This window comes from Pseudomonas sp. G34 (assembly GCF_031119625.1).
In the GTDB taxonomy this organism is placed as follows: Bacteria; Pseudomonadota; Gammaproteobacteria; order Pseudomonadales; family Pseudomonadaceae; genus Aquipseudomonas.
The window spans coordinates 236,219-250,228 of sequence record NZ_JAVHZV010000007.1 but is presented as its reverse complement, the minus strand read 5'-3'; the positions used below and the strand labels follow the sequence as shown (position 1 = coordinate 250,228).

At 65.6% G+C, this 14,010-nt stretch carries 9 protein-coding genes and 2 pseudogenes; 6 read left to right on the top strand and 5 right to left on the bottom strand.

Annotation, left to right across the window (positions count from 1 at the left end):
- Positions 1-9: 9 nt before the first annotated feature.
- Both QYS36_RS04815 and QYS36_RS04810 read right to left on the bottom strand, forming a co-directional pair.
- On the bottom strand, positions 10-474 hold the full coding sequence (locus QYS36_RS04815) for a hypothetical protein (RefSeq protein WP_308838417.1): 465 nt from the start codon (positions 472-474) through the stop codon (positions 10-12).
- Positions 464-3,877 carry an AAA family ATPase gene (locus tag QYS36_RS04810; RefSeq protein ID WP_308838416.1) on the bottom strand — a complete coding sequence of 1,138 codons (3,414 nt, stop codon included), beginning with the start codon at positions 3,875-3,877 and terminating at the stop codon, positions 464-466. Before QYS36_RS04810 ends, QYS36_RS04815 begins: the two co-directional genes overlap by 11 nt.
- 173 nt (positions 3,878-4,050) lie before the next feature.
- Between QYS36_RS04810 and QYS36_RS04805 the strand changes: the two genes are divergently transcribed.
- Positions 4,051-5,178: a PQQ-dependent sugar dehydrogenase gene (locus QYS36_RS04805; protein WP_308838415.1), complete on the top strand. Its 1,128-nt coding sequence runs from the start codon at positions 4,051-4,053 to the stop codon at positions 5,176-5,178.
- Positions 5,179-5,280: 102 nt separating this feature from the next.
- On the opposite strand, the gene QYS36_RS04800 is transcribed toward QYS36_RS04805, so the two are convergent.
- Together QYS36_RS04800 and QYS36_RS04795 are read right to left on the bottom strand one after the other, a co-directional pair.
- A complete protein-coding gene (locus QYS36_RS04800; RefSeq protein WP_308838414.1) occupies positions 5,281-6,582 on the bottom strand; it encodes an SLC13 family permease in 1,302 nt (433 codons plus the stop codon).
- Positions 6,583-6,614: 32 nt separating this feature from the next.
- Complete coding sequence (locus tag QYS36_RS04795) at positions 6,615-7,442, bottom strand: amidohydrolase family protein (RefSeq protein ID WP_308838413.1); 828 nt, start codon at positions 7,440-7,442, stop codon at positions 6,615-6,617.
- A gap of 173 nt (positions 7,443-7,615) precedes the next feature.
- Here QYS36_RS04795 and QYS36_RS04790 point away from each other — a divergent pair, with 173 nt between their 5' ends.
- The 5 genes and pseudogenes from QYS36_RS04790 (at position 7,616) to QYS36_RS23870 (ending at position 12,110) form a co-directional block, all read left to right on the top strand.
- Positions 7,616-8,344: a GntR family transcriptional regulator gene (locus QYS36_RS04790; RefSeq protein WP_308838412.1), complete on the top strand. Its 729-nt coding sequence runs from the start codon at positions 7,616-7,618 to the stop codon at positions 8,342-8,344.
- Between the two features lie 254 nt (positions 8,345-8,598).
- A pseudogene (locus QYS36_RS23885) lies at positions 8,599-9,375 on the top strand (cache domain-containing protein); the annotation flags it as partial.
- Between the two features lie 6 nt (positions 9,376-9,381).
- Positions 9,382-10,233 (top strand): methyl-accepting chemotaxis protein, encoded by an 852-nt coding sequence (locus QYS36_RS23880; protein ID WP_374990420.1) that lies wholly within the window; start codon positions 9,382-9,384, stop codon positions 10,231-10,233.
- Positions 10,234-10,472: 239 nt separating this feature from the next.
- Positions 10,473-10,985 (top strand): annotated as a pseudogene (locus QYS36_RS23875) (MCP four helix bundle domain-containing protein); the annotation flags it as partial.
- Positions 10,986-11,228: 243 nt separating this feature from the next.
- Complete coding sequence (locus QYS36_RS23870; RefSeq protein WP_374990419.1) at positions 11,229-12,110, top strand: methyl-accepting chemotaxis protein; 882 nt, start codon at positions 11,229-11,231, stop codon at positions 12,108-12,110.
- Between the two features lie 619 nt (positions 12,111-12,729).
- Here the strand turns inward: QYS36_RS23870 and sbcD are convergent.
- Entirely contained in the window at positions 12,730-13,947 is a 1,218-nt protein-coding gene (gene sbcD / locus QYS36_RS04775) for an exonuclease subunit SbcD (RefSeq protein WP_308838409.1), read from the bottom strand.
- Positions 13,948-14,010: the final 63 nt, after the last annotated feature.

The following is a 14,010-nucleotide window of genomic DNA, read 5'->3' as shown; positions in this document are numbered from 1 at the left end:
AGCGAAACGCTAGTGCGCGGCCTTCAGCAGGTTGCGGATGGCCTTGCGATCACCTCTGCTGTCGCGCTTGTCGAGCACATCGAGAAAGGCGAAGGAGTCGAGGCCGTTGAGCGTGGTCTTCGGGCTGACGATCTTGCGCTTGGGGTTGGCGCCGTGCTCGAGCAGCAGCTTTACCAATACGGGCTCGTTATAGAGGATCGCGCCATTGAGCGCCGACAGGCCCATCTGATCCGGCTCGTCGACCGGGCAGCCGGCCTGCAGCGCCTGTTTCATCTGCGCCAGCGCCATGTCCTTGCGCGCTGCGGACTCGCCGTAGGCAGCCGCCATCAGCGTCAGGGTCGGCGCCTGCATGCCGGCATTGCCAAGCACGCAACCGCGCTCGTCCATGACCTGCAGGCCATGGTCTTTCTGCGCGTCCTCGGCCTGCACGAGGCCCGTTGCCAGCAGGCATGCCGCTAGAAGTCTAAATCGCATAACGTTTCTCCAGGGTGCTGTAGCCCATGCCCACGCCTTTGTTGACCTTGAGCTGCACGGCGACCCGCTCCTTGAGCGCTTCGACGTGGCTGATCACGCCGATCATCTTGCCGCTGGCGTTGAGATTGTCCAGGGCGTCGAGGGCCACTTCCAGGGTTTCGCCATCCAGGGTGCCGAAGCCTTCATCGAGAAACAGCGAGTCGATGCGCGTCTTGTGGCTGACCAGATCGGACAGCGCCAGGGCCAACGCCAGGCTGACCAGAAAACTCTCGCCGCCGGACAGGGTACGGGTGTCGCGCGCCACGTCGCCCTGCCAGGTGTCGATCACTTCCAGTTCCAGTTCTCCGAGGGATTTGCGCGCCAGCTGGTAACGGCCGTGCAGGCGCTGCAATTGCCCATTGGCCAGGTGCACCAGGTGGCCGAGGGTCAGGCCCTGAGCGAAGCGTCGGTACCTGGCGCCATCGGCCGAGCCGATCAGGCTGTTGAGCTGCTGCCAGCTGTCGTACTCGACCTGCTGCGCGGCGATGGCCTCGAACAGCGCCTGCTGGTTGCGCCGGCGCTGGTCATCGCCCTGCAGTTGCCCGCGAATTTCGCCCTGGCGCTGGCCAAGCTGCTTCAGGCTTGCCTGCAGGTTTTGCAGCTGTTCATCCAGATACTCGGCGCTGTGTTCGGTCTGCGGTTCGGCATGCAGTGCGGCCAGTTGCGCCTGGGCGGCGGCATGCAGCGCCCGGGATTCGGTCTGGGCTTTTTCCAGGCGCTGCTTGAGCGCCTGCAGCTGTTCGCGCTGCGGGTCATCGAGCACGGCGTCGAGAAATTCTGCTTCGTCCGCGAACGGGCTGCCGGCCAGCGCCGCCTGCCACTGCTGCACCGCAGCCTGTTCGGCGGCCGCCAGCAGCTCTTGCTGGCGGGCAATGCCGTCCAGGGTGATGCGCAGTTCCAGGCAGCGCCGCTCGGCGCTTTCCCAGCCTGCCTGGGCTGACACGAGGCGCGCGGCCGCCTGGTCCATCAGCTCGGCGCCGATGGGCGTGCCACCCGCCTCCTGCCAGCGTGCCTGCCACTGCTGCGCCTGCCTGTCGGCCTCGCTGGCCTGATGCTGCAGCGCGGGTAACTGCTGCGCCAGCGTCTGCCGTCGCTGCCGGGTTTGCTGCCAGCGAGCAGCCTCGGCCTGGCGGGCGGCGAGCCAGGCGGCGCCGTCTGCGGGCAGCGCATGGCCGAAGGCATCCAGTTGCGTTGCCAGTTCGGCTTCGACTGCATCCAGGCGCTCGCGCTGGGCGAGCAGTTGTTCGTCCAGTGCCTGCTGCGCGGCCTGCGCCAGACCACGCTCATGCTCGATGGCAGCCTGCTGATGCTGCGCTGCGGTGTGTTTCTGGCCGGCGATGTTGGCGTCCTGGCGGGCGCGCTCGAGTTCGCCCTTGAGCCCATCGAGGGCTTTGAGGGTGGCATTGACCTCGACGTGCTCGGCGAGCTGGCGGGTTTGCGCGGCGGCAAGCGCCTGGTCGTCTTCGGGCAGCGGGTCGAGGGTTTCGCCCAGGCGCTGCCAGGTGGTCGCCAGGCTATCGAGCTGACGCTGCAGATCCTGATCCTGCTCCTGGCTCTGGGCAGCCTGGGTCTGCAGGGTGGCGACCTGGCTGCTGAGCTGCTGCCCCTGTTCGGTAAGGGCGTCGAGCGCCTGCCGCGCCTCGTCGCGCTCACGCTGGGTGGCCGAGACGTCCAGCGCCTGGTAGGCCTCGATGGCCGGGTGCTCGGTGGCACCGCACAGCGGGCAGGGCTCGTCGGCCTGCAACTGCGCGCGATAGGTCTCCAATGCGCGGATGCGTTGCTCCTGTTCGAGCAGCTTTTCCTGGTCGGCCAGGCGCTGCTTGACCTCGCGGTAGCGCTCGCGCAAGGCCGCGCGTTCGGCCTCCTTTTCGGCCAGGCCGTGCTGCTGGCGGGCCAGGCTGGCCGCCGTGCGCTGACGCTGCTGCAGCAGCTGGTTGCGCCGTTCGGCCAGTTGCGCCAACTGTTCCAGGGCGCTGCCGCGGGCATGCACCTGCTGCCAGCGCTCGCGCCACTGCGCCTCGCTGCGCCCGGCCAGGGCCGCCTGCCAACGCCCTTCGACGTCAGCAACTGCCCGCTCGGCCTGGGCTTTCGCCTGGGCGGCAGCCTGCAGCGACTGGGCAAGACCGCTCAGTTGCCCACTGAACTGCTGCAACTGCACGGCGCCGGACTGTTGCCGGACCTGCAGGCTGGCGAGGGATTCACGGGCCTGATCACGGGCCTGGAAGGCTTGCTGCCAGCCGCTGAGCTGGGCGGCCAGGCGTTCGTGGTCAGCCGTGGCCAGCAACTGCGCATCCAGGGCCTGGCACTCGTCATCGAGGCCTTGCACCGCCTGCTGCTTTTCCATAGCCAGGGCTGCGCTGGCCCGGGTGGCCTGCTCGAGGCTGCCCCGCCATTGCGCCTGCGCTGCGGCAAGTTCCTGCTGCTGGCTACGCTGCTGTTGTTGATTGGCTGCCAGGGCACGGGCGGCCTCGCGGCGGGCCTGGTATAGCGGCTGCAAACGCTGGGCGGGCTCGCTCAGTTGCAAGCGTGCCAGCTCGGCGCCGGCATCGCGTTCGGCCTGGGCAGCAGCGTCGAGCTGGGTGGCGGCGGCGCTGACCTGCGCTTCGGCGCGCGCCAGGTCGGTCAGCCACTGGCGCTGGCGCCCCGCCGCGGTGAAGGCGGCCTGCAATGTGCCCTCCTCGACCGCCAACTGCGCCGCCTCGTCGCCGAGCGCCTGGCGCTGCTCGTCATCGAGCAATTCGACGCCATCGGCGCGAGCGCGCAACTGGTCGAGCGCGCTTTTCACTTCGCGAGCCTGCTCGAACACCCGCTGGGAAATCAGCCCGTAGATATCGGTGCCGGTCAGCTCTTCGAGCAACTCGGCGCGCTGGTTGGCAGAGGCTTCCAGAAAGGCCGCGAAGCCACCCTGGGCCAGTAGCATCGACTTGGTGAAACGGCCGAAATCCAGACCGGTCAGGCGCTCCACCTCCCTGGGCTTTTCGCTGAGTTTGTCGGTGATGATCTCACCGTCCAGGCGTGCCAGCTCGGCCTTGGCGCCCTGCAGCGCGCCATCGGCCTTGTCCCGCGCCCGGCGCTGGCTCCAGAACGCCCGGTAGCCCTGCCCCTTCACCTCGAACTCGACCTCGGCCAGGCACTCGGCGGTGTGCCGGGTCATCAGCTCGTTCTCGCCGCCGACCTTGTCCATGCGCGGGGTGCGGTGATACAGCGCCAGGCAGATGGCATCGAGCAGCGTGGTCTTGCCCGCGCCGGTCGGCCCGGTAATGGCGAACAAACCGTTGCTGGCGAAGGGCTCGGCGGTGAAATCGATCTTCCACTCGCCCTTCAGCGAGTTGAGGTTCTTCAGGCGCAGGCTGAGGATTTTCATGAACGGGGTGCTTGGCTCGGGTCACGGCAGAGCAGCTATTGTCGCACTGTTGCCGGCCTGGGTGGATCAGCCGAACCAAAGTGTCCTGACGTGCGTCGTAACAAAAACGTCCCGTTCCCGCCGGTGGTGCGCGGGTAACGTGTGAGACCCGCTCACAAGGAGAGAGATTCGCCATGACCCGTCCCGTTCATCTTTTGCTCGGTGGTATCGCACTTAGTCTCGCCACCCTTGGCGCCCAAGCCGCCGATGCCCTGCCCAAAGCGCAATGGCCGTTCACCGCCAAGCCACGTGCCACCCTCGATGAGCCCTGGGCCATGACCTTCCTGCCCGACGGCACGCTGCTGGTCACCGAGAAGCGCGGCATGCTCAAGCATGTCGACCCCAAGACCGGTAAAACCGCCGATATCGCGGGTGTGCCGGAAGTTGCCTATGGGGGCCAGGGCGGCTTTGGCGACGTGATCCTGCACCCGGATTTCGCCAACAATCACTACATCTATATCAGCTACGCAGAAGCCGGTGAGGGTGACACCCGCGGCGCCGCGGTGGCCCGCGCCAAGCTGCAGCTCAACGACGACGGTGGCGGCGCGCTGACCGAGCTGAGCGTGATCTGGCAGCAGACGCCAAAAGTCAGTGGCAGCGGCCACTACGGCCATCGCCTGGCCTTCGGGCCCGATGGCAAGCTGTGGATCACCTCCAGCGAGCGGCAGAAATTCACCCCCGCCCAGGACATGCAAGCCAACCTCGGCAAGCTGGTGCGCCTCAACGATGACGGCAGCCTGCCGGGCGACAACCCGTTCGCCGACCAGGGCGGCGTGGCCGCGCAGGTGTGGTCGCTGGGCCACCGCAACATGCTCGGCATTGCCTTCGACGCCAACGACAAGCTGTGGGTGCACGAGATGGGCCCGGCCGGCGGCGATGAGCTGAACCTAATCGTGCGCGGCGAGAACTACGGCTACCCCGAGGTCTCCAACGGTGACCATTACGGCGGCAAGCCGATTCCGGATCACGACACCCGCCCGGAATTCGCGGCACCGAAAATCACCTGGAACCCGGTCATCTCGCCGGCAGGCTTCGTCATCTATCAGGGCGAACGGTTTCCAGGCTGGGACGGCGCCGGGCTGATCGGCGGCCTGTCGTCCCAGGCGCTGGTGCGTGTGGCCTTCGACGGTGACAACGCCCGCGAGGCCGAACGCTATGACATGGGCGCGCGTATTCGCGAAGTGGAGCAAGGCCCGGATGGCAGCCTCTGGCTGCTGGAAGATGGCAGCGGTGGCCGCCTGCTGGAGTTGCTGCCCAAGTAATCGCCCCGCTCCCGGGTACCGCTTCGCTCAGCGCCAGGCGAGCGACACGCAGCGCAAAAAAAACCGCAGCCAGGCTGCGGTTTTTTCATGCCGATGTTCGCCTCAATAGAAGAACGTCAGCAGCACGTTGAACACCAGCGCGGCGATGAAGCCGATGGGCGCGGCCTTGAACAGCAGTTGCGGGAACAGCGTGGCGCGGCTCTGCTCCGAGGTGCAGGAGCCGAGGATCAGGCTGCCGCCCGACGAGAATGGCGAAATCGATGTGGCTTGAGCGCCGACCACGATGGCGATGAACAGCACCATCGGCTCCAGCCCCATGGCCTGGGCGATGGGCAGCACCATGGGAAACAGCGCCGGCGTCACCACCCCCAGGGTGCTGGAGAACAGCGACATGAACGCCGCCACCACACCGAACACCACGGGCACCAGAAGCGGCGGAATGCTGCCGCCGATCCAAGATGCCAATGCATCGATGGTACCGGCCTTGATGGCCACCGAGATCAGCATGCCCACGCCGCAGATCATGATCAGCGTGCCCCACGGCACCGAGGCCATGGCCTTGCGCTCGTCACCCAGCTTGAGCAGCAGGGCGATGACCGAGAAAATGCTGGCGATCAGGCCGATATCCATCTTCGAGTTGATGAAGGTGATGGTGCCGTTATCCGGCAGCAGGATGTGGGCGATCGGCGCGGCCAGCACGATGGCCATCATCGCCAGGGTCAGCCACAGGGTGATCCTTTGCTCGCGATTGAGCGTCGTCGGGGCGCTGGCTTCGAATACCGAAACCTTCATGGCGCGCCCCTCACGGGTGAGGAACACGAAGACGCCGATCACCAGCAAGGGAATGACCAGGGTGCTCAGGAAAATGCCGGTGGCGTTGATGAAGGCGGCGTTGTCACTGATGCCGGCGTTGGTCATCAGGCCACGGAAGATGATGCCGCTCTGGCTGGACATGAAATTGGCGCCGCTCAGGGCGCCATAGTTCACCGCCATGCCGCCGACGATCAGGCTCATACCGGTACGCTGGCAGAGCAGCAGGGTGATCGGCGCCATGAAGGCCAGCACGGTGTAGTAGCCCGCCCCCATCGCGGCGATCACCGTGGCGGTGAAGAACACCGCGAAAGGCAGCAGCTGCGGCATGCGCCGGCAATGGTAGATCAGGTGTTCGGCGAGTTTCTCCAGGGTGCCGTTGACCGTGGCGAAGCTGTAGAACAGGCACACCGAGAAGATCACGAAGAAGATCTTCAACGGCCACATGCCGATGACCTCGGACGGGCTCAGGCCCATGCCGAAGCAGCCGAGCAGATAGGCGAAGGCGATGGCGAACAGACCGATGTTGATCTTGGTCTTGTAGCCGAGGGCCACGGCGGCGACGATCGCCGCGACGACGAGCAGGCTCATCATGATGAAGGTTTCCTGTTGTTGTTGGTATGGGATCAGCGAGTGGTGAAGCCGAACAGGCGCGCGGGGTTGGCAGCCAACACCTGGGCACGCTCTGCCGCCTCGGGTAACAGGCTTTCGATCAGTTCGAGCTGCTGCGCATAGTCTGTGCGATCCTCGAACTGGGTGTTGGGCCAATCACTGCCCCACACGAAGCGCTCGATGCCGCCGGCCGCTTCACGTACCTGGGCCAGCACGGCGGCGGCCTGGGGCAGGTCGGACTGGCTACGGTAGGCCGCCGACAGTTTCAGCCAGACGCGCGAATCCCCCAGCAGCTGCAGGAACGCCCGGTGCTCGGGCTTGTGCGCATCGATGCCGCCAGTCGGCAGGCCGAAGTGGTCGATCACCACCGTGACGCCGCTGGCAACGATGGCCGGCACGATCTGCGCGAGATCCTCGATGCCACGCTGGATCTCCACCTGCCAGCCACGACTCGCCAGGCGTTCGAACAGCCCGGTCCAGGCCGGGCCGCTGTAATCCTGCAAATCCTTGCCGATCAGGTTCAGGCGAATGCCCACCACGCCGGCTGCGGCGAGTTCGTCCAGCTGCGCATCGGTGATCGCCACATCGACCACTGCCACGCCCCGCAGCCGTTCGGCAAAGCGGCGCAGTGCCTCGACCATGAAACGGTTGTCGGTGCCGAGAAAGCTCGGCTGGATCAATACCCCGTGGGACAGTCCGAAGCGATCCAGATGCTCGAGGTACTGTTCGACGAGGGCGTCGTAATCGGGGCTGTAGCGGCGGTTGGCGACCATCGGCAGATCCTGGCGAAAGATGTGCGCGTGGCTGTCGACGCCGGTGATGGCAGGGCTGGGGGTGTTCATGAAGAGATACCTGATCGATTGTTATCAGAGCCGGGGTAGAACGCCCCGCTCTTGTTGTCACGACATTCAGTCATATATATGAATAGTTGACCATATATGTGGCTCGGCCATTCTGTCAATCGCCCCGCTGGTGGTAGAGTGACGGCCGCCTGCTGCAACGGACCCCACGCGCGATGACACTCGGATACGACGAACGCCTGCCGCTCTACCAAAGACTGCGCGAGGAAATGCTCGCCAAGATCGCCGCCGGCGAGTGGTCGCCCGGCGCGCCGATTCCCACCGAGGCCGAGCTGACCAAGCAGTACGGCGTAGCCATCGGCACGGTGCGCAAGGCGGTAGATACCCTGGTCAACGAGGGGCTGCTGCTGCGCAGCCAGGGCCGCGGCACCTTCGTGCGCAGACCGAATTTCGATGCCTCGCTGGCGCGCTTCTTTCGCCAGGTGAACGCCAGTGGCGGCCGGGAGATCCCCACCAGCCGGATTCTCTCCAAGGCGCTGCAAAAGCCCGGCAAGGACGTTGCCAGGGCACTTGCCCTGAAAGCTGGTGAGCAGGTCGTGCGCCTGGAGCGTCTGCGCATGGTCGAAGAGCGCACCCTGTTCCACGAGGAAATCTGGCTGCCTGCGTCGCGCTTCGGCGCGCTGATGGACATCGACTCGGGCACCTTTGGCGACTTGCTCTATCCCTTCTATGAAAAGCAGTGCGGCCAGTGCATCGCCTCGGCCCAGGAAACCCTCACGGTCGGCTGCGCCGACGCCGACATGGCCCGCACCCTGGCCATCGACGAGGGCGACCCCATCGTGGCGATCGAACGCACGGCCCTGGGCTATGATCGCCGGCCCCTGGAATACCGCCTGTCGCGCGCCGCAGCGGCCAACTTCCGCTACCAGATCGATATCTGCTGAGCGCTCGACCCTGGCCGCCCACGGCCCCTCTCACGGGGCAATTTCCCAGCGCGCAGCGGGCTGTTTTCGCGCCGCCACTCGCCTGACCTGAAAGCCCGGTGACCGGCGGCTTTCAGCTCGCCAGCCGGGAAAAGAAATCACCCCTACATCTTTTCGATTTACCTCGAGCCACTGAAGTGCTATCAGGTGCTGAAAGATCGCTGCCGTTTAGCACCGGCCGCTACTACAAGAACAACACGATCAGGGATGCCCCCATGAACAGCTTGCGTCGCTTGCCGATCAATAAGCGTCTGTGGCTCATCATCGCGATGCCGGTGCTGATGCTGGTGTTGCTTGGCGCCTACATGCTCAATCAGATCAGCCTTGGCCTGTATGCCGGCAAGGCCGAGAAGACCCAGCACGTGGTGCAGGCGGCCGTAGGCCTGCTCAAGTATTACCAGGGCCTGGAGGCCAGCGGCACGCTGAGCCGCGAGCAGGCGCAGAAACAGGCGATCGAGGTGATTCGCGGCCTGCGCTATGGCGGCCAGGAGTACTTCTGGATCAACGACCAGACGCCGACCATGATCATGCACCCGACCAATGCCAAGCTCGAGGGGCAGAACCTCTCCGCCCTCAAGGACCCGGACGGCAAGGCCCTGTTCAACGAGATGGTGGCCATCACCAAGCGTCAGGGCGCCGGCCCGGTCGATTACCGCTGGCCGAAGCCAGGCGCCAGCGATCCGGTGCCGAAGATTTCCTATGTCGAGCTGTTCCAGCCCTGGGGCTGGATCATCGGTTCGGGGGTGTACGTCGACGACGTGCAGGCCGAGTTCAAGTCCCAGGCGTTGAAGGCGCTGGCCATCGGCGTACCGGCCACCCTGCTGCTGATCGCCCTGGTGGTGATGATTTCGCGCAGCATCGCCGTGCCCTTGCAGCAGGCGGTGGCGGCCATGGCCAATATCGCCAGTGGCGAGGGTGACCTGACCCGCCAGCTCGACGACCAGGGCCGTGATGAACTGGCGGCCCTGGCCGGCCACTTCAACGCCTTCACCGGCAAGATGCGCCAGGTGATCGGCCAGTTGCTCGAGTCTGCCTCCTCCCTCGGCCAGGCCGCCCATTCGCTCGGCGATATTTCCAGCGCCGCCCAGCAGCACAGCCAGCAACAGGCCCAGCAGATGGAGCTGGTCGCCACCGCGGTCAACGAAGTCACCTACGGCGTGCAGGATGTCGCCAAGAACGCCGAGCACGCGTCCAGCGAGGTGCACACCGCCGAAGAGCAAGCACGCCAGGGCCAGCACAATATCGACGCCAGCCTGCAGCAGATCGATCAATTGTCGGCCACCATCGACAAGGCCGTGACGGTGATCGAATCGCTGGCCAGCGAAAGCACGCAGATCGGCGGGGTACTGGAAGTGATCCGCTCGATTGCCGAGCAGACCAACCTGCTGGCACTCAATGCGGCTATCGAGGCCGCCCGTGCCGGCGAGCAGGGCCGCGGCTTTGCGGTGGTCGCCGACGAGGTGCGCCTGCTGGCCCAGCGCACGCAAAAATCCACGGCCGAGATCCAGGGCATGATCGAGCGCCTGCAGGGCAACTCCCAGGCTGCGGTGAAGGCCATCAGCGACAGCAGCCAGGCCTCGCGCCTGACCGTCGAACAGGCCAGCCAGGCCGGCGAAAGCCTGGCGCAGATCGCCCAGTCGCTGCGCAACCTGACCAGCCTCAACGCCTCGATCGCCAGCGCCACGCTGCAGCAGTCCCATGTGGTCGACGACATCAACCAGAACGTCACCCAGACCGCCGCACTGGCCCACAGCACCGCCGAGTCGGCCGAGCAATCCAGCGCGGCCAGCCAGCACCTCAGGCAACTGGCCGAGCAACTCGGCCGCCTGCTCGGGCAGTTCCGCGTCTGAGTGCAGCCCCACGCGCCCGGCTCCGCCATGCCGAGCCGGGCAGCGGCATGACCCATGCCGACGGTGAAATGACCTGATCACGCGCCATAGAGGCACGCTATACCATCAATTAGCCACTACAAATCGCTTGATTTCCGCCACGGAAACAATAGCCTCAGCAACCCCAGGCCATCCCTTCCTGCAAGCACCTCGATGCGCGCGAAGCCTATGGCCCCTCCCCTTCCATAGGTACGTCGAAAATGTCGCAACCGCTAACGATCGCCCAGCGCCTGGCCATGGGTTTCGGGCTGGTATTGTCGTTGATGATTCTGGTCGCGCTGGTCGGTATCCAGCGTGTGCAGGTGATTGACAGCAGCCTCAGCGAAGTCAACGAGGGCGCCAGCCTCAAGCAGCGCTATGCGATCAACTTTCGCGGCAGCGTGCACGACCGTGCCATCGCCATCCGCGACCTGGTATTGGCAAATGACTCGGCAACGCTGAACGTTCAGTTGCAGAACATCGAGCGCCTCGACGGCTTCTACCAGCAATCGGCCGCGCCGCTCGACAGGCTGCTTGGCGCCGCCAATTCGAGTGCCGAAGAGCAACGCCAGCTCGGCCAGATCAAGGCCATCGAGAGCAGCGCCCGGGAACTCACCCAGCGGCTGATCAAGCAGCGCCAGAGCGGCGACATCGAGGGCGCCCAGGCGCTGCTGTCACGGGAAGTGGCGGCCGCTTATACAGAGTGGCTCAAGCGCATCAACGCCTTTATCGACCTGCAGGAGAAGGACATCACCACCAGCCTGGAGGGCGTGCGCGCAACGGCGGGCAGCTTCGGGCTGCTGATCGTGGCGGTCACCAGCGTGGCGATCCTGCTCAGCGTGATCGTCTCGTTGCTGATCATCCGCCGCCTGCGTTCGACCCTGGGCGCCGAGCCCCATCAGGTCGCGGAGGTCATCCAGCGTCTGGCCGGCGGCGCCCTCGACCAGCGCATCGACACCCGCTACCCGAACAGCGTGATGGGTGCGGTGAAGGACATGAGTGCGCGCCTGAGCGACACCATCGCCCAGGTGCGCAGCGCCGCCAGCGAGCTGAACCTCTCCGCCGACCAGCTGCGCGCCACCTCGGCCAGCAACAACCGCCAGCTGCAGTCGCAATCCGCAGAAGCCGAGCAGATGGCCGCGGCCATCAACCAGATGGCGGCGACGGTCAACGAAGTGGCCGGCTACGCAGGCACCGCGGCATCGGCCACTCGCAATGCCGATGGCGAAGTGGAAACCGGCAGCCAGCTGGTGACCCAGGGCGGCCAGGCGATTCAGGAACTGGCCAAGGTGCTCGACACCGCCGCCGAGCGGGTCGAGCAACTGGCGCGCGACAGCAGCAACATCGAGACCATCATCGCGGTGATCACCTCGATTGCCGACCAGACCAACTTGCTGGCCCTCAACGCCGCCATCGAGGCTGCCCGGGCCGGTGAACATGGCCGCGGCTTCGCCGTGGTGGCCGACGAGGTGCGCTCACTGGCCAGCCGTACGCAGAGTTCGACCCGGGAAATCAGCGGCATGATCGAGCAACTGCAAGCCGGCGCCAGCGGTGCCGCGCAGATCATGCAGACCAGCAGCGAGATGGCCCGCAAGACCGTCGCGCAGACCGCCGAGACCGAGCAGGCCCTGGGCCGCATCCGCCAGGAAGTCCGCGCGATCATGGACATGAACGCGCAGATCGCCAGCGCCGCGCAGCAGCAGAGCCTGGTGGCCGACGATGTCAACCAGAACATCAGCCGCATTCACGCCAGCACGCTGGAAACCACGGCGGGCTCCACCCAGGTGTCGGTAGCCAGCGAGGAACTCTCGGCCCTGGCACGTCGGCTGATCGAGCGGGTGAGCTTTTTCAAAGCCTGAGCCTGCTCATGACCTTTATGAACGTGAAGCGGCAGCTACAAGGCAAGAGCGGCCGTTTGCCGCCTTGGCTTTTGATGTTTCTCCTGCACGGCAATAACAGACGACACCAATCGCCCCTTCAGGAGGCCGAATGGAATCGTTGTGCAGGGGGACGAGCCGCATGGATGCGGCGAGAGGCGTGATGGGCCATGGATGGCCCTTCCAGGCCGGCCCCCGGAACAACGATGTAATGAGGGAACCCCAGCGCAGCTGGGGCCGGATGCTGGGGCTAGACCTTTTGGTTACTTTTGGGGCAATGCCAAAAGTAACCCGCTCGTCAGAGCGGAACCGAGCGCATAAACAACTCGGTAATGCTGGCGGATTGATATGGGAGCGAGCTACGCCCTGATTTTCGCGGGCATGGCCCGCTCCCACAGCTAATGCAACGGTCCGATGCTTCATCCGTCCATCATCCCGACTGCAACAGTGGATGGAAAAAGCGTCATCCACCCTACAGGTTTGGCTAGGCGTAAAGAGCTCGGGGCTAAAGCCCCTCCCACGAGGTCGTGAACGGCCACTCCCGCCACTTAGCTGCCAAAATAGAAGAACCTGGGCTGAAAGATCATAAAACAGGCCCGAGTCAGGCAGGGTCGTCGCGCAGCTCAGCCAGCACCTTGCCGTACAGCCGGTGCAGGCGCTGCGTCTGCTCGGGCTCCAGGGTTTCGCTGGCCAGGCGTTGTTCGAACACCTGCTCGGGTGTCAGCTCGTCGAGCATGCCCTGCTCGCCCTGCAGGCTGGCCACCGCCGTGCCACGGGCGCGGCGGATGCGCAGCACTTCCACCGGCAGGCCTTCGCATAGCGCGGCGATGCGTACCTGCAGGTCGCTCAGGTAATCGTCCATTTCCACCTGCACTTCCAGCCACACCGGGCGCTCGGCGCTGCCTTCTCGGGCCGCCTCGGCAAGCGCCGCGGGCAAGGTTTTCAGCGAGCCGCGCAGCGACTGCAGGGCCTGCCAACGCGGCACCGGCAAGGCGCGCACCTCGCGCAAGCCACCTTCGTCCAGCTCGACCAGCAGCACTTCCTTCTGCTGGCGGGCTTCGTCGAAGCTCAGCGGGATCGGCGAGCCGCTGTAGCGGATATGTTCCAGGCCAGCCACCTTTTGCGGCCGGTGGATATGCCCCAGGGCGATGTAATCGACGGCCGGGAAGGACGAGGTCGGGAAGGCTTCCAGTGCGCCAACGTAGATCTCGCGCACCGACTCGCTGGCGCTGGCGCCGACGGTGGTCAGGTGGCCGGTGGCGATGATCGGCAGCGCTGCGCCGAGTTCGCTCCGGCGCGCCAGGGCCAGTTCATGGAGCGCCTGGTAATGGTCATGAATGGCTTGCTGCAGCGACAGCTGCTTGTCCGCCGCGCTCTGCCCCGCCTCACTGCGCAGCACATCGCGCGGGCGGATGAACGGAATCGCGCAGAGCAGCGCCGCCGGCTGGCCATCGGCACCCTCGAGCACCAGCAGCTGCTCGTGCAGGTGGGCGCCAACCCCGGGGATCACCCGGGTGCCGAGTTGTGCCAGCAGGGTGCGGCTCTCGCCGAGCATGGCCACCGAATCGTGGTTGCCGCCGAGCACCACCAGTTGGCAGCCGGTTTCGCGCAGGGCCACCACGAAGTGGTTGTACTGCTCGCGGGCATAGCTGGGCGGTGAGCCGGTGTCGAAAATATCCCCGGCGACCAGCACCGCCTGCACCGAATGCGCGCGCACCTGCTCGATCAGCCAGGCGCAGAACGCCTGGTGCTCGGCCTGGCGGGTCTTGCCCATGAAGTGCTGGCCCAGGTGCCAGTCGGAGGTGTGCAGAAGGCGCATGCCGGGCTGCTCCCGTGGCTGAAAATCCGCAACCATGCCTTTTCGGCGCGGCCAAGGCAATGC